The 15,513-nt window shown below is 36.0% G+C and carries 15 protein-coding genes and 1 tRNA gene; 13 read left to right on the top strand and 3 right to left on the bottom strand.

What is annotated here, in order from left to right; translation table 11 throughout:
• Positions 1–149: 149 nt before the first annotated feature.
• The 4 genes from tig (at position 150) to RZ55_RS04175 (ending at position 3,837) form a co-directional block, all read left to right on the top strand.
• A complete protein-coding gene (gene tig, locus RZ55_RS04190; protein WP_034531735.1) occupies positions 150–1,454 on the top strand; it encodes a trigger factor in 1,305 nt (434 codons plus the stop codon).
• Between the two features lie 140 nt (positions 1,455–1,594).
• Entirely contained in the window at positions 1,595–2,830 is a 1,236-nt protein-coding gene (gene clpX, locus RZ55_RS04185) for an ATP-dependent Clp protease ATP-binding subunit ClpX (protein ID WP_034531733.1), read from the top strand.
• Positions 2,831–2,973: 143 nt separating this feature from the next.
• Positions 2,974–3,564 (top strand): ribosome biogenesis GTP-binding protein YihA/YsxC, encoded by a 591-nt coding sequence (gene yihA, locus RZ55_RS04180; RefSeq protein WP_034531730.1) that lies wholly within the window; start codon positions 2,974–2,976, stop codon positions 3,562–3,564.
• Positions 3,565–3,837 (top strand): nucleoside triphosphate pyrophosphohydrolase family protein, encoded by a 273-nt coding sequence (locus RZ55_RS04175; RefSeq protein WP_034531728.1) that lies wholly within the window; start codon positions 3,565–3,567, stop codon positions 3,835–3,837.
• Between the two features lie 40 nt (positions 3,838–3,877).
• On the opposite strand, the gene RZ55_RS07265 is transcribed toward RZ55_RS04175, so the two are convergent.
• Positions 3,878–4,018, bottom strand: coding sequence for an SPJ_0845 family protein (locus RZ55_RS07265; protein ID WP_167540463.1), 141 nt, complete (start codon positions 4,016–4,018; stop codon positions 3,878–3,880).
• Between the two features lie 85 nt (positions 4,019–4,103).
• Between RZ55_RS07265 and uvrC the strand changes: the two genes are divergently transcribed.
• The 6 genes from uvrC to RZ55_RS04145 all read left to right on the top strand — a co-directional run bounded on the left by uvrC (position 4,104) and on the right by RZ55_RS04145 (position 11,257).
• A complete protein-coding gene (gene uvrC / locus RZ55_RS04170) occupies positions 4,104–5,891 on the top strand; it encodes an excinuclease ABC subunit UvrC (RefSeq protein ID WP_057175843.1) in 1,788 nt (595 codons plus the stop codon).
• 70 nt (positions 5,892–5,961) lie between these two features.
• The gene (gene obgE / locus RZ55_RS04165) at positions 5,962–7,254 is read left to right on the top strand and encodes a GTPase ObgE (protein ID WP_041152372.1); all 1,293 of its coding nucleotides are present in this window, start codon (positions 5,962–5,964) and stop codon (positions 7,252–7,254) included.
• Between the two features lie 87 nt (positions 7,255–7,341).
• A complete protein-coding gene (gene rnz / locus RZ55_RS04160; RefSeq protein WP_034531722.1) occupies positions 7,342–8,277 on the top strand; it encodes a ribonuclease Z in 936 nt (311 codons plus the stop codon).
• A 48-nt stretch (positions 8,278–8,325) separates the two neighbouring features.
• Positions 8,326–10,599, top strand: coding sequence for a single-stranded-DNA-specific exonuclease RecJ (gene recJ / locus RZ55_RS04155; RefSeq protein WP_171823255.1), 2,274 nt, complete (start codon positions 8,326–8,328; stop codon positions 10,597–10,599).
• Between the two features lie 20 nt (positions 10,600–10,619).
• A complete protein-coding gene (locus RZ55_RS04150) occupies positions 10,620–11,138 on the top strand; it encodes an adenine phosphoribosyltransferase (RefSeq protein WP_034531719.1) in 519 nt (172 codons plus the stop codon).
• A 32-nt stretch (positions 11,139–11,170) separates the two neighbouring features.
• Positions 11,171–11,257, top strand: a tRNA-Ser gene (locus tag RZ55_RS04145).
• Positions 11,258–11,342: 85 nt separating this feature from the next.
• Here RZ55_RS04145 and RZ55_RS07235 read toward each other — a convergent pair.
• Positions 11,343–11,699 (bottom strand): hypothetical protein, encoded by a 357-nt coding sequence (locus RZ55_RS07235; RefSeq protein WP_054483553.1) that lies wholly within the window; start codon positions 11,697–11,699, stop codon positions 11,343–11,345.
• 235 nt (positions 11,700–11,934) lie between these two features.
• On the opposite strand from RZ55_RS07235, the gene RZ55_RS04140 reads away from it, so the two are divergent.
• From RZ55_RS04140 to RZ55_RS04130, 3 genes are all read left to right on the top strand, one after another.
• On the top strand, positions 11,935–13,080 hold the full coding sequence (locus tag RZ55_RS04140; protein ID WP_034531716.1) for a family 20 glycosylhydrolase: 1,146 nt from the start codon (positions 11,935–11,937) through the stop codon (positions 13,078–13,080).
• Between the two features lie 103 nt (positions 13,081–13,183).
• Entirely contained in the window at positions 13,184–14,350 is a 1,167-nt protein-coding gene (locus tag RZ55_RS04135) for a hydroxymethylglutaryl-CoA synthase (protein WP_054483549.1), read from the top strand.
• Positions 14,351–14,359: 9 nt separating this feature from the next.
• The gene (locus RZ55_RS04130; protein WP_034531712.1) at positions 14,360–14,800 is read left to right on the top strand and encodes a nucleoside 2-deoxyribosyltransferase; all 441 of its coding nucleotides are present in this window, start codon (positions 14,360–14,362) and stop codon (positions 14,798–14,800) included.
• Here the strand turns inward: RZ55_RS04130 and lexA are convergent.
• Positions 14,797–15,432 carry a transcriptional repressor LexA gene (gene lexA / locus RZ55_RS04125; protein WP_057175841.1) on the bottom strand — a complete coding sequence of 212 codons (636 nt, stop codon included), beginning with the start codon at positions 15,430–15,432 and terminating at the stop codon, positions 14,797–14,799. The two genes, RZ55_RS04130 and lexA, sit on opposite strands and share 4 nt — an antisense overlap.
• Positions 15,433–15,513: the final 81 nt, after the last annotated feature.

The following is a 15,513-nucleotide window of genomic DNA, read 5'->3' as shown; positions in this document are numbered from 1 at the left end:
TTCAGATTTTTATCTGGATCTTTTTTTGTACATAAAAATAAGCGAAAGACCTATAATTATTTACTTTTTACTTGTGTTACGTTAAAATATAGAGGTGCGCAATTAGAAGAAAATTGTAAAAATTATATTTTCATGTCGGAGGGAAAATAATGTCAGCTAAATGGGAAAAAAAAGGCACTAATGACGGTGAACTAACATTCGAAATTAGTGTTGACAAAGTAAAAGAAGGTTTAGATCAAGCCTTCAACAAGAACAAGAAAAACATCACTGTTCCTGGTTTCCGTAAGGGAAAAGTTTCACGCCAAGTATTTAACGAAATGTACGGTGAAGAAGCTCTATACCAAGACGCTTTAAACATTCTTTTACCAGAAGCATACAGTGAAGCTATCAAGGAAACTGGCATTGAACCAGTTGCTCAACCAGAAGTTAACATTGATAGTCTAGAAAAGGATCAACCATGGGTTCTAAAAGCTAACGTTACTGTTAAGCCAGATGTAGAACTAGGTGATTACAAAGGAATCGTTGTTGAAAAACCAAACACTCGTGTTTACCAAAAAGATGTAGACGCTAAGATTGAAGACATGCGTAAGAACCAAGCAGAACTTGTTCTAAAAGAAGACAAGGCTGCTGAAAACGGTGACACTGTTGTTATCGATTTTGATGGTTACGTTGACGGCAAACAATTTGATGGTGGCCAAGCAACTAACTACTCACTAGAATTAGGTTCAAAATCATTTATCCCAGGCTTTGAAGACCAACTAGTTGGCCACAAAGCTGGTGAAGATGTTGATGTTAAGGTAACTTTCCCAGAAGATTACCAAGCTAAAGAATTAGCATCAAAAGAAGCTACTTTCAAGACTAAGATTCACGAAGTTAAAGAAAAGCAAATGCCTGAACTAGATGACGAATTTGCTAAGGACGTTGACGAAGATGTTGACAGTCTAGAAGAACTAAAGGCTAAGATTAAGGACCAACTAAAGGACCAAAAGAAGGCCGAAGGTGAAACTCAAGTTGAAGACGAAGCTATTAAGGGTGCTGTAGCAAACGCTACTGTTAAAGAAATTCCTCAAGCAATGATCGACGAAGACGTTCAACGTCAAATGGATCAATACCTTGCAAGCATGCAACAACAAGGTATCAATGCTGAAATGTACTTCCAACTAACTGGTACTAAGCCAGAAGACTTGAAGAAACAATTTGCTCAAGGTGCTGACGAACGTGTTAAGACTAACCTTGTATTAGAAGCAATTGTTAAGGATGCTAACATCGTTCCTTCACAAGAAGAAATCGATCAACAAGTTAAGGACTTAGCTGCTCAATACGGTATGAAAGAAGAAGCCGTACGTGGTGCTTTAACTGAAGACATGTTGAAACATGATATTTCAATCCAAAACGCTGTTAAGTTAATCACTGACAACGCAAAACAAGAACCAAAGTCAAAAATTAACAAATAATTTCTACTTTTGTTAATATTAAAGGTCCAGTTAACAATTCGTTAATTGGACCTTTTTTAAACTAAAGCATTATGATGTTATCAACATTAATAATGTGGTATTATTTAAAATAATATCGGAATTATATAGGGGTGAAGTTTTTGTTTGAAGATAATGAAGGAAAAGGCCCCATTACTTGTTCTTTTTGTGGTAAATCACAAGATCAAGTAAAGAAAATCGTCGCGGGACCTGGCGTATACATTTGTAATGAATGTATCGATTTATGTAAAGATATCGTCGACGAAGAATTAGCACAAGAAAATGCAGATACAACAATCAAATCATTAAGTCCAAAGGAAATCGTTGATAAGTTAAACGATTACGTAATTGGTCAAGATGAAGCTAAGAAGACCTTAGCGGTTGCTGTATACAACCATTACAAGCGTGTTAATAACTTAGATGATGACGACGATACTGAACTACAAAAGAGTAATATTTCAATAATTGGACCTACTGGTTCAGGTAAAACATACCTTGCTCAATCACTAGCTCGTATTTTAAACGTTCCATTTGCAATTGCAGATGCTACAACCCTTACCGAAGCTGGTTATGTGGGTGAAGACGTTGAAAACATCTTATTAAAGCTACTTCAAAATGCTGATTTTGATGTTGAAAGAGCTGAAAAGGGAATTATCTACGTTGATGAAATTGATAAGATTGCTAAGAAATCTGAAAATGTTTCAATCACACGTGATGTTTCCGGTGAAGGTGTTCAACAAGCGCTATTGAAGATCTTAGAAGGTACTGTTGCTAGTGTTCCACCTAATGGTGGTAGAAAGCATCCACAACAAGAAATGATTCAAATTGATACTAAGAACATTTTATTCATTGTTGGTGGTGCCTTTGACGGTATTCAAGACATCGTAAAACACCGTTTAGGAGACAAGACCATTGGTTTTGGTACTGATTCCAGTGAAGCAGCTAAAGTTAACGATGATAACATCATGCAACACGTTATCCCAAGTGACTTGCTACAATTTGGTCTAATTCCCGAATTTATCGGTCGTTTACCAATTCTTACTGCCTTAAACAAGTTAAGTGAAGAAGACTTGGTTAGAATTCTAACCGAACCTAAGAATGCATTGGTTAAGCAATACGTGAAACTAATGTCAATCGATGGTGTTGAACTAGAATTCGAAGACGATGCGCTAAAGGAAATGGCTCACACAGCAATTGAAAGAAAGACCGGTGCTCGTGGATTGAGATCAATCATGGAAGATACCATGAGAGATATCATGTATGAAGTACCAAGCGATAAGGACGTTAAGAAAGTTATCGTTACTGCTGACTCTGTTTTGAAAAAATCAGAACCAAAGATTGTAAAAGAAGCTCAATAATAAAAAGCCTTACAGTGTTTAACACTGTAGGGCCTTTTGTTTTTTTAAATAATTAAAAGGTATTTTTGTGGTAAATGCATTTATGAAGGTGCCTTTTTTATGGTAAAATTAATTTATAAAATTACAGAAACGAGTGAATTAAGATGGATGTACACAACGTCAATATCGATATCAGTGCGGTGGAACCAAAACAATACCCAAGTAATGGATATCCAGAAATTGCATTGGTTGGTCGCTCCAATGTGGGAAAATCTTCTTTAACCAATGTGTTAATTAACCGTAACGGTTATGCTAGAACCTCTAACAAACCAGGAAAGACTCAAACATTGAACTTCTATAACTTAGATGAAAAATTATTCTTTGTTGATATTCCAGGTTATGGTTATGCGAAAATTTCAAAGGCACAACGTGCTAAATGGGGAGAAATGATTGAAACATATCTAACCACTAGAAGACAACTAAAAGGGGTTGTCTTATTAATTGACGGTAGACGTGCACCAAGTCAAGATGACTTGCAAATGTACGAGTTTCTAAAATACTATGACATTCCAACTTTAGTCTTGGCTACTAAGATGGATAAGACTCCTAAGAGCAAGTGGAATAAAGAAGTAAGTATTTTAAACAAGACTGTTGACTTAAACGACGGTGATGAAATACAATTATTCTCTGCTTTAAGTAAGTACGGAAAAGAAGAAGTTTGGAAATGGATTGAAAGTAAAACGGGGGTAAAATAAGTGGAATTTAACGATTACCAAAAAGCTGCAAACAAAACATTACACGGAAATGAACAAGTCTTAACTAACTGTGCACTAGGTTTAGCTAGTGAAACTGGTCAAGTTGTTGACCTAGTTAAGAAGTACACTTTCCATGGCGATTCACTAGATCGTGAAAAGCTAGTTAAGGAAATGGGTGACGTACTTTGGTACCTATCTCAAGTTGCAGAATGGAACAATATTGATTTTGAAGAAATTGCTGAATTCAATATTAACCGCCTAAATAAACAATAAAAAATAGGCATCACAATTTAATTGTGATGCCTAAATTATATTATTTTTCTTTCTTTTTATCGGTTGATTTTTTATCTTTACGTTTTAAAAATTTATCGCGATCTTCGTTCTTAGTGTCCAGTTTGGCAAACTTATCGAACATAGCATTTAAGTCGTTGTTACGTTGAATATTTAAACCCATAATTATGCATCTCCTTATTTATGGTATATGATAGCAAATTAAATCGAATTTGTCATATTGAAGTGTTTTCAAACGAGGTGATAAAATGGCAACTTCACACATTGAGCATAAACTTAGATTATTACCAGATTTACCTGGATGTTATTTGATGAAGAATAAACTAGGTAAGATTATTTACGTTGGTAAGGCAAAGAATCTAAAGAATCGTGTTAGATCATACTTTAAGAGTAGCCATGAGGGAAAGACAGCCAAGCTGGTTTCACAAATTAGGGACTTCGAAACCATTATTACAACTAATGACAAAGAAGCATTCCTACTAGAAATTACATTGATTCAAAAGCATCGACCTTACTATAACATTCAGTTAAAACAAGGTAATGGTGGATACCCATATATCAAGATTACAAACGAACGTGATCCACAATTAAAGATTGTTAATACCATTAAAAAAGACGGTGGATACTACTTTGGTCCTTATCCAAACGTATATGCTGCTGATGAAACTTTGCACTTCTTGCAAAAGGTTTATCCATTGAGAAGATGTAATGGTTATCAACACAGACCTTGTCTTTACTATCACATGGGACAATGCTTGGGAGCTTGTTTTAAAAAGGTTCCTAAGTCTGAATACCAAAACCAAATTCGCCACATTAAGTCATTTTTAAATGGTGATGTGGGAATTGCCAAGAAGATGTTGACCGAAAAGATGAAGATTGCGGCTGATTCATTACAATATGAACGTGCTGCTGAAATCAGGGACCAATTGAAGTATATCGAAATCACTGTGGAAAAACAAAAGATTATTTCAAATGACACCACACCTCGTGACATTTTCAATTACTATGTGAACCACGGATGGATTTCAATTCAAATATTCTTTATCAGACAAGCTCGTTTATTGAAACGAGTTAAGCGTAGTTTCCCAATTGTCGATGACCCAGTCGAAACAATGGAAGATTTTATTGGTCAGTTCTATTCTGAAGAAAATCACCAAACACCAAAGGAAGTCTTGATTCCAGAAGAACTGGATGCTGATTTGATTTCAGAAGCGATTGGGACACAGGTGAGGGTTCCACAAAGGGGACAAAAGAAGGACTTAATCGATATGGCCCAAAAGAATGCCAAGTTAGTCTTGGATGAAAAGTTCCGTTTAATGGAACTAGATAACATCAAGACTAAGGGTGCTGCCGATGAATTAGCGGTGGCCTTGAACATTTCTTCAGCCAAAACGATTGAAGCCTTTGACCACTCACATATTCAAGGGGCTGACATTGTTTCAGCCATGATTCAGTTTGTGGATGGGAAACCAAATAAGAACGCTTATCGTAAATACAAACTCCAAAACGAAGATCACGCTGATGAATCAGCAAGTACCAGAGAAGTTATTAGAAGAAGATACACAAGACTTTTGAAGGAACATGCTGACTTACCAGACTTAATCCTAATGGATGGTGGAGAAATCCAATTGAATGCCGTTAAGGATGTCTTGGAAAACGAGTTAGGTTTGGAAATTCCGGTTGCCGGAATGGTTAAAAACGATAAGCATAAGACTGCTGATTTATTGTTTGGACAATTGGATGAACATATCTCATTGAATCCAAAGAGTCAGGCATTCTATCTTGTTCAAAGAATTCAAGACGAAGTTCATAGATTTGCGATTAACTTCCATCGCCAAGTTCACACTAAGCATTCACTTAGTTCAGAACTTGATACAATCGAGGGAGTTGGACCAAAGACTAGAAGTAAGTTGTTGAACAAGTTTAAGACAATGAAGAAAATCGCCAACGCGCCAATTAACGAAATTGAGGCGTTAGGGATTAATACCAAAACAGCAAAGAATATCAAATACTCATTAAATAATATTGAAAAATGATGTGGACTGTTTACGGTCTTTAAAAATAAAGTTATACTATGTATAAAATAAAAAGTAGAGCGGAGATAACATGTTTGTTGATCAAGTAAAAATTAATGTAAAGTCAGGAAAAGGTGGTAACGGAATCGTTGCCTTTAGAAGAGAAAAATACGTTCCAAACGGTGGACCTGCCGGTGGTGATGGTGGCCGCGGAGGAAGCGTTATTTTTGCTGTGGACACAGGGATGAACACCTTGATGGACTTCAGATATAAGCGTAAGTTTGCCGCTAAAAACGGGGCAGACGGTGGAAATAAACGAATGACCGGTAAGAGTGCCGATGATTTATATATTTATCTTCCAGAAGGAACATCAGTATATAACGATGATACCAACCAATTGTTATTTGACTTGGTAAATCCGGATGATGAATATGTTGCATTGAAAGGTGGACGTGGTGGTCGTGGAAACACCCACTTCGCATCTGCTAAGAACTCAGCACCAGAAATTGCCGAAAACGGTGAACCTGGTGAAGAATTAAACATTCGTTTAGAACTTAAAGTATTAGCTGATGTTGGATTAGTTGGATTCCCATCAGTTGGTAAATCAACACTACTATCTACAATCACTAGTTCAAAACCTAAGGTTGCTGAATACCACTTTACAACATTGGTACCTAACCTAGGGATGGTTAGACTAGACGACGGTAGAGACTTCGTAATTGCCGATTTACCTGGATTAATTGAAGGAGCATCATCTGGAATTGGTTTAGGTTTCCAATTCCTACGTCACGTTGAAAGAACACGTGTCATCTTGCACTTAGTTGATATGAGTGGCCAAGAAGGAAGAGATCCTTACGTTGACTACAAGAAGATTAACGATGAATTAGCTAAGTACGATGAAAATCTGCTAAAACGACCACAAATCGTGGTAGCAACCAAGATGGATATGCCTGATGCTGCTGAAAATCTAGAAACATTTAAAGAACAAATCAAGGATGACGAATTAGCTCACGAAGTGTTGGCTATTTCTTCAATCACCCATGAAGGCCTTAAGGAATTAATTTCTAAGACTTCAGACCTATTGGAAACTACTCCTAAGTTCCCAATCACTGACGTTGAAGACGTTGATGAAGAAGTTGAATACAATGCTGATGATGAAGAAGCACCATTCAACATCAGACGTGATGAAGACGGTGTCTGGGTTCTATACGGTAAGAAGATTGAACGTCTATTCCAAATGACAGATACAACTCACGACCAAAGTATGCTACGTTTCGCAAGACAGCTTAAGGGAATGGGTGTAGATGACGCATTAAGAGAACATGGTGCAAAAGACGGCGACATGGTTTCAATTCTAGACTTCACATTCTCATTTGTGGACTAATAAAAGTAGATGGGACTAATCCCATCTTTTTTTATGTGCTACAATTTATATATCGAATATTACGAATAGAAAAGGAAAAATGAATTTATGCAATTAGAATTTTTAGGAACTGGATCAGGGGTTCCAGGTAAATTTAGAAATGTGGCTGCAACAGCATTAAAACTATTGGATGAATGCAACTCAGTATGGTTGTTTGATTGTGGTGAAGGTACTCAACAACAAATCTTGAGATCTAACTTAAAGCCTCGTAAAATCAATAAAATTTTCATTACCCACTTACATGGTGATCATATTTTTGGTTTACCAGGTCTATTAAGTTCACGTTCATTCCAAGGTGGTGACACTCCATTAACAATTTATGGACCAAAAGGAATCGCCGACTTTGTTCGTGTGAGTTTATCAGTATCTCAAACTAAACTTTCTTACAAGATTAATTTTGAAGAATTATCACAACCAGGTGTTGTTTTTGAAGATGATAAATTTAAGGTAACCATGGGTGAATTAGATCACCAAATTACTTGTTATGGCTTTAGAGTTGAAGAAAAAGACCACCAAGGTGAACTACTAGTCGATAAGTTAAAAGCAGCAAACATTCCATCTGGTCCGGTATATGGAAAGATTAAGAATGGTGAAACTGTTACTTTAGATGACGGTAGAGAAATTAATGGCCAAGACTTCATTGGACCAGCTCAAAAGGGTAGAACAGTTACCATTATTGGTGATACTAGAAGCAACCCAACCAGCTACAACTTGGCACAAAATGCCGATGTATTGGTTCATGAAAGTACATTTGGTAAGGGCGAAAGCAGATTGGCTCACAACTACTACCATTCAACCAACATGCAAGCTGCTAAGTTAGCAACTAAGGCTAATGTTGGCCGTCTATTACTTACTCACGTTTCAGCAAGATACACTGGTAAGATGGCTTACGAATTACAAAATCAAGCAAAGACTGTCTTTAATAACACCAAGGTTGTTAAGGACTTTGATATAGTCGATATACCGTTTGAAAAAAATAATTAAGACAAAAGGATTGATTAGATGATCTCCGCTAATTTTGATTGGAAACATATGAATACGAAACTCTCAAACGATGCTACGACAATTGGGAAATCACTATCGATTAGCCCTAGAATTGTCGAATCATTGATTGAGAAGGGATACGACAGTGAAGACAAGATAAATGGTTTCTTAAACCCTCAGTTGAGTGATCTAAGAGATCCTTTTTTGTTGCACGACATGGAAAAGGCATGTAAACGAATTTTTAGTGCCATCGAAAACGATGAAAAAATCACCGTTTACGGGGATTACGATGCTGATGGAATCACAAGTACATCGGTGATGTATGAAACACTAGAAAATTTGGGTGCCAACGTTGAATACTTTGTTCCTAATCGTTTCACCGACGGTTATGGTCCAAATCCTGAAGTATACAAGCGTTTAATTAATGACGGGACCAAGTTAATGGTGACCGTTGATAACGGTGTCTCCGGTAAAGAATCTGTTGATGTCGCAAACAAAATGGGATGCGATGTCATCATTACCGATCACCATCAAATGCCAGACGAACTACCTGATGCCTATGCGATTGTGCATGCTAGATATCCTGGTCATGAATACCCATTTGGTGAATTCTCAGGAGTAGGAATCGCTTTTAAAGTAGCCACTGCACTATTGGGTGAACTACCAGAAGAATTCTTGGATTTAGCCGCAATTGGAACTGTTGCCGATTTGGTTTCATTAACCGATGAAAACAGAGTGATTGTAAAGTATGGTCTACAAATGATTGCTAACACTGAACGCCCAGGTTTATACAGCTTAGCTAAGCTAGCTGGGATTAAAGAAGTTGTTAACGAACAGAGCATTGGTTTTGGATTAGCACCTCGTTTGAACGCATTAGGTCGAATGGGTAGTGCCAGTTCCGGAGTTGAATTATTAACAACCTTTGATGATATCAAGGCCGAAGAATTAGCTAAGGACACTGAAGACCAAAATAAAAAGCGTCGTAAGTTTGTCGAAGACATCAGTACCGAAGCAATCATTCAAGCGCAAACTCAACCAGAAAGTGCAGTGTTGGTCGTATATGGTCAAAACTGGCACGAAGGCGTTGTTGGAATTGTTGCCAGTCGTTTGGTAGAACAATTCCATAAACCAAGCATCGTCATGAACTTGGATACTAATACTAGAATCCTAAAGGGGTCAGGTAGAAGTGTCGAAGGATTTAATTTATTCGATGCAATCAATGGTATGAGAGATCAAATGGTGTCATTTGGTGGCCATGAAATGGCCGTTGGACTAAGCATCAAAGAAGATGATGTTACAGCCTTAACCGAGCATTTAGATAAATACGCTAAAGAACATGAATTATCCGACCAAGTCAAAGCACCATTAAACATTTTTGCTGACTTAAGTTGCAGTGATGTAAACGAAGACTTGTTTAATCAAGTTCAATTATTGGCACCATTTGGTACTGATAATGAATTCCCAGTATTCGAATTTACACCACAAAACGTTACTAACGTTCAGACAATGGGTAAGGATAATAGTCATCTAAAATTCCAAATGGTTGATCATGGTAGTAGGGTTAATGTACTAGCGTTTAAGAACGGTGCACTGGCCGATGACTTATTGGCTAACAGCGATGCAATGAAGGTTGCTGGTCACTTGGAAAAGAATACCTGGAAGGGTCGCACAACCATTCAAATCATGTTGGATGATATGTACAGCAGTGGTGTTGAAATTGTTGATAAAAGAACACAAGTTGTTGCAAAAGAAATGTTTGAACCAGCTGCTGCATACTTGTTCTTTAACGAAAAACTACACAATAAATTGCGTCCATTTGTAGGCTCTGACTCCACTGTTGGCCTATATCCTGATTTGTCTTCATTTGATAAATTTGATAATATAATAATTGTTGATTGTCCTAGTGATATTTCACATTTGCAGGATGCTTTAAGTGAAATTAGTTTTAATAGCGTGACATTTTACCTTTTCAAAAATCATTATATTTTTAAAAAGGGGATGCCAAACCGTGCTCAATATGCTAAACTATTTAAGTTCATTAAGACGCATAACAACATTCAGATACATGATAAAGTAGATGAAATTAGTCGCTATTTAGGCATTGACCGTGATATATTTATCTTCATGGTAGATGTATTTAATGAATTAAATTTCGTTTATATTAATGATGGAATTATGAATTATAATCCTGATCTGGTTAACAGTGATTTATCAAACAGTCACGCATACCAGAATAGAGAGAAACAAATCGAAGCTGAAAAACAACTTTTGACAATTAGTAAAGAGAAGTTTAAACAAGCTATTCGCATTTGTTTGGGTTAATGAAAGGAAGTTATTGGCTAATGGCACTTGATTTGCATGACTACATTGCAAGTTACGAAGATTTTCCAGAACCAGGTGTTTTATTTAGAGATATCTCACCATTAATGGAAGATGGACAAGCATATCACCAAGCTACCGATGAGATAGTAAAATATGCTAAAGAAAAGAAAGTCGACTTAATCGTTGGCCCCGAAGCGCGTGGCTTCATTGTTGGTTGTCCAGTTGCTTATGATTTAGGCATTGGATTCGTACCAGCTAGAAAGAAAGGTAAATTACCAGGTAAGACAGTTAGTGCTTCTTACGGATTAGAATACGGGAAGTCATCACTTTACCTACATTCTGATGCTGTAAAGCCTGGCCAAAGAGTTCTTATCACTGATGATTTACTTGCAACTGGTGGAACAATTGAAGCAACAATAAAGCTTGTTGAACAACTAGGCGGAATTGTTGTTGGAGCTGCTTTCATTGTTGAAATTGAAGCATTAAAGGGTAGAGAAAAGATTAAGGATTACGATATTCTTAGCTTACTAAAATACTAAATTTATTGGATGCTTAGTGCATCCTTTTTTATGGAGAGTTGGCAGAGCGGTAATGCATCGGACTCGAAATCCGACGACCCGGTAACACCGGCGGGCAGGTTCGACTCCTGTACTCTCCTTTCGATATTTTCATGATCATAAATGTAAAATAAAAAGCACCTTACTATACAGATAGTAGGGTGCTTTTTATTTAGGTATTTCAACTTAAACTAAATATTTTCTATCAATTACTCTTAAAATAAGAACAATTAAAATACATGCAAGAAATTGCATTGTTGATGTTTGTAATATGTAAAGGATAATACCTAATATGAATAATGCGACAGAAATCATTGCTTCTTTTTTCAAATCTATTTTACGGATAAAGAATGAAATGATTTGAATTAATGCTAATAATACAAACAAGATTTGAATAATAATTAGTGAATCTATTTTTAAATTATTTGAGTAAGTTTCAGCTGAGTACCAGTTAGAACAAACTCCAAACATTGTAAATAAAATTAATGATAAGTTTATCAATGTGCAGATTAGTTTAATAAAAATTGATGACGTTTTTTTCATAAATAAACAAATACCCCAATCTAATATTACTATTATTCTTATATAATGATAGCATATTTGACCATATCTTTATAGGTGACAATGAAACAAACATTTAAATTAGATTTAAGATTAAAACACTATTATTAACATGTAACTATTTCATAATGATTACAAAATATGAAAATAGATAGATTTATGAAATTTTAATGCTATACTAAAAAATATAATAATCGCAAAGAAAAGAGTGGTGATTATGCCGAAAAAAAGATATTTAATCCTAGGAGCAGTCCTTGCTCTAATTTTGATTTTTGTTCAAATGGGTTCACTTTCTAAAAAGACCCTAGCAGCAACTAATAACAATACTAAACGAATTGGTTTATCATTGGACTGTTCAAGAACATACTACGCACCATCAACAATCAAGAAGTACATTGATTTACTTAAAAAAGATCACGGTACATATCTTCAACTTCACTTAAATGATAATGAAAGATATGGTGTGGAAAGTTCTACTTTGGGTCAAACCGTTAAGAACTCATATGAAAAAAATGGTGTTTACTACAACAAAAAGACCAAGAGAGCGTTTTTAACCAAGGATCAATTATTGGATATCATTCAATATGGTTACATGAATGGTATTGAAGTTATTCCAGAAATTGACCTTCCTGGTCATGACCAATCAATCATCAAACTTCTTTCATACACATCTGCTGGTAAGAAGTTAGCTAAAAAATTAGATAACAAAGATGGTTATAACGAAATGTACTACCACAAGAAGGTGACACTAGATTTTTCTAAGAAACTTTTGAGTGAATATGTTGGATTATTACCAAAGGGATACCACATTATTGTTGGTTCCGATGAAATCACCATTAATAATCGTAGTGACCAAAATGCTGCTGTTAAATACATCAATGCAATTGATGATTACGTTAAGCAACATAATTTGAAGCTTGAAATGTGGAATGATAGCTTCCATAAAGCGGTTTTAAACAAGTATCACAAGGATATCTTGATTAATTACTGGAGTTTAACTGGTGAGGTTAGTTCAAGTAAGGACCGTAAGGATAACATCAGAATGCGTGCCACTTTGCCTGAACTAAACAAGGCTGGCTTTAAGACAATCAACTACAATAATTACTACCTTTACATGATTACAGATCCTACTTCATTCACAAAAGAATCAAAGAAAATTTGGACTAGTGAATTTAAGAAGTGGAAGATGAGCATGTGGAATGACCAATCCAAGAAGAATCTTGCTAAGAGCAAGAACAATATTGGAGCGGCATTCTCAATCTGGGGTGAATATCCTAACCAATACACAGGTGAACAAACCTACCAAAAAACTTATTACTATGCTAACGCATTTCTAAAGGCTAAAAAGCAATTTGAAAAATAAAAAGACGCACTTAACGGTGCGCCTTTTTGTTATTTCTTTTGTGAAGAATGTTGTTTCATAGTACAATTAAAATAATATTTATATGAAAGTGTGGATTATCATTATGAATGTTGGAATTGACAAGATGAGTTTTTACTCATCAGATATGTATTTAGATATGGTCGATCTAGCTAACGCTAGAAACGAAGACCCAAACAAGTATTTGATTGGAATTGGCCAAAAGAAGCAAGCTGTAATTCCAAATACCCAAGATGTTGTCACAATGGCAGCAAATGCTTGTATCAAGATTATTGATGATGATAATCGTAAAAAAATTGATTTAATTATTTTTGGAACAGAAACAGGGGTAGATAACTCCAAATCTGCCGCTATTTACTTACAAAACATGTTAGGTTTAAACCGTCGAGCTCGTGCTTTTGAAATCAAGCAAGCTTGTTATGGTGCAACCGCTGGTCTTCAAATGGCCAAAGAATATGTGCAAAACCATCCTGAAAGACAAGCCCTAGTAATTGGTGCCGATATTGCTAGATACGGTATTAGGACACCTGGTGAAGTTACTCAAGGTGGGGGTGCCGTTGCCATGGTAATTTCTGCCAATCCTTCAATTGCCGAATTCGATGGCCCAAGCACATTCTATTCTGATGATGTAATGGACTTCTGGAGACCATTGTACAGAACAGAAGCCGTTGTTGATGGTCATTATTCAAACGATGTTTACGTTGATTTCTTCAAGAAGACATGGGATGAATACAAGGAAATCACTGGTCAAACCATTTCTGATTTTAAGGCAATGACATTCCATTTACCTTATCCAAAGATGGGGATTAAGGCACTAAGATCAATCATTGATGAAGCCGATGAAGAACAACAAGCTAACTTGAAGAAAGAATTCGAACTAGGTCGAATCTACAACGAAAATGTTGGTAACCTATACACCGGTTCATTGTACTTGAACTTCCTATCATTAATTAATAACTCAGATGATTTACAATCTGGTGATCGTATTGCGTTATTCAGTTATGGTTCAGGTGCACAGGGTGAATTCTTCCCAATGAAACTAAAGGATAACTTCAGAAACGATGAATTAGCCAAATCATTAGATAATGCTTTGAAGTCAAGAAAACAAGTTTCTGTTGAAGAATACGAAGAAATCTTTACTAACTGGATTCCAATCGCTGATGGTGATATCAAGTTGGATACTAGTAATGATAAGGCGGAATTTTTCCTTGAAGGGGTAAAAGACCACCAAAGAATTTATGGAAGAAAGTAGGAGACTGACATGAAATTATATTTAGCAGGACCATTTTTTGATGATGAACAAATTGACCGTATTCAAAGAATTGAAAAGGCATTGGATAACAATCCTTCAGTTTCAGAATACTTTAGCCCAAGAAACTCAAATGTAAATGACGGGGCAGAAATTGGTAGTAGCCAATGGTCTAAAGATGTTTTCCAACTTGATGTGGATGAAATAAAAAAAGCTGATGCCGTTATCGCGATTATCGACTTTGTAGACGACAATGTTGACAGCGGTACAGCTTTCGAAATTGGGTATGCTTATGCAATTGATAAACCAGTTGTTTTATTCCATGAAAAAGATGCGATTGTTAACTTGATGTTATCAAACGGCTCAAAATCATATCTAACAAAGGTAGACGATGTTGAAAAGTTTGATTTCAAAGAAATGCCTGAATATCACTATGAAGGTGAAGTATTTTAAAAAATACTGTCACGGTATAATCCAACAACCTTACCAACGATTGATACTTGATCCAAGATGATTGGAGCTAAGTTATCGTTTTCAGGTTGTAGGCGATAGTGGTCAGATTCCTTGAAGAATCGTTTGCAAGTGACTTCGTTTTCATCAGTCATTGCAATAACGATATCACCATTTTCAGCAGTTGATTGCTTTTTAACGATGACTTTATCACCGTTTAAAATACCGATGTTGACCATACTTTCACCTTGAATGACTAACATGAAAACATCATCTGAGTTTTCGTATTGGTCAGGCATTGAGAAGTATTCGGATGTATCTTCAACCGCTAGGATTGGTTCACCAGCAGCAACGGTACCTAAAACAGGGATTTCACCAGGGTGTGTATTAACACCAATTTTCTTAAGACCATCTTCGGTGATTTCAAGTGCTCTTGGTTTAGCGGGGTTTTTAACGATAAAACCCTTCTTTTCAAGGCGACTTAAATGACCATGGACGGTTGATGTGGATGAAAGATTAACGGCTTCACCTATTTCTCTTACTGTAGGAGGATAGCCTTGGCTATTGATTCTTTTCCAGATAAATTCTAAAATAGCTAATTGTTTAGAAGTCTTTTCTTCTTTTGAAAAAGTCACATAAATACCCCGTTTCTTGTAATATAATAGCTTTAATATAGCATAACGGGAAAATAAAAACAAATGTTCGCAAAGGAGATA

The organism is Apilactobacillus kunkeei (genome assembly GCF_001421115.1).
Taxonomy (GTDB): domain Bacteria; phylum Bacillota; class Bacilli; order Lactobacillales; family Lactobacillaceae; genus Apilactobacillus; species Apilactobacillus kunkeei_F.
The sequence above is the reverse complement of the archived record's forward strand: the minus strand, read 5'-3'. Positions and strand labels throughout refer to the sequence as shown.

What these genes read in the sequence shown, in the direction of transcription:
- RZ55_RS04150 (WP_034531719.1), top strand. Translation starts at nt 10,620, where the DNA reads ATGGCACTTGATTTGCATGACTACATTGCAAGTTACGAAGATTTTCCA.
- RZ55_RS04135 (WP_054483549.1), top strand. Translation starts at nt 13,184, where the DNA reads ATGAATGTTGGAATTGACAAGATGAGTTTTTACTCATCAGATATGTAT.
- RZ55_RS07265 (WP_167540463.1), bottom strand. Translation starts at nt 4,018, where the DNA reads ATGGGTTTAAATATTCAACGTAACAACGACTTAAATGCTATGTTCGAT.
- RZ55_RS04130 (WP_034531712.1), top strand. Translation starts at nt 14,360, where the DNA reads ATGAAATTATATTTAGCAGGACCATTTTTTGATGATGAACAAATTGAC.
- RZ55_RS04140 (WP_034531716.1), top strand. Translation starts at nt 11,935, where the DNA reads ATGCCGAAAAAAAGATATTTAATCCTAGGAGCAGTCCTTGCTCTAATT.
- recJ (WP_171823255.1), top strand. Translation starts at nt 8,326, where the DNA reads ATGAATACGAAACTCTCAAACGATGCTACGACAATTGGGAAATCACTA.
- uvrC (WP_057175843.1), top strand. Translation starts at nt 4,104, where the DNA reads ATGGCAACTTCACACATTGAGCATAAACTTAGATTATTACCAGATTTA.
- rnz (WP_034531722.1), top strand. Translation starts at nt 7,342, where the DNA reads ATGCAATTAGAATTTTTAGGAACTGGATCAGGGGTTCCAGGTAAATTT.
- yihA (WP_034531730.1), top strand. Translation starts at nt 2,974, where the DNA reads ATGGATGTACACAACGTCAATATCGATATCAGTGCGGTGGAACCAAAA.
- obgE (WP_041152372.1), top strand. Translation starts at nt 5,962, where the DNA reads ATGTTTGTTGATCAAGTAAAAATTAATGTAAAGTCAGGAAAAGGTGGT.
- tig (WP_034531735.1), top strand. Translation starts at nt 150, where the DNA reads ATGTCAGCTAAATGGGAAAAAAAAGGCACTAATGACGGTGAACTAACA.
- RZ55_RS07235 (WP_054483553.1), bottom strand. Translation starts at nt 11,699, where the DNA reads ATGAAAAAAACGTCATCAATTTTTATTAAACTAATCTGCACATTGATA.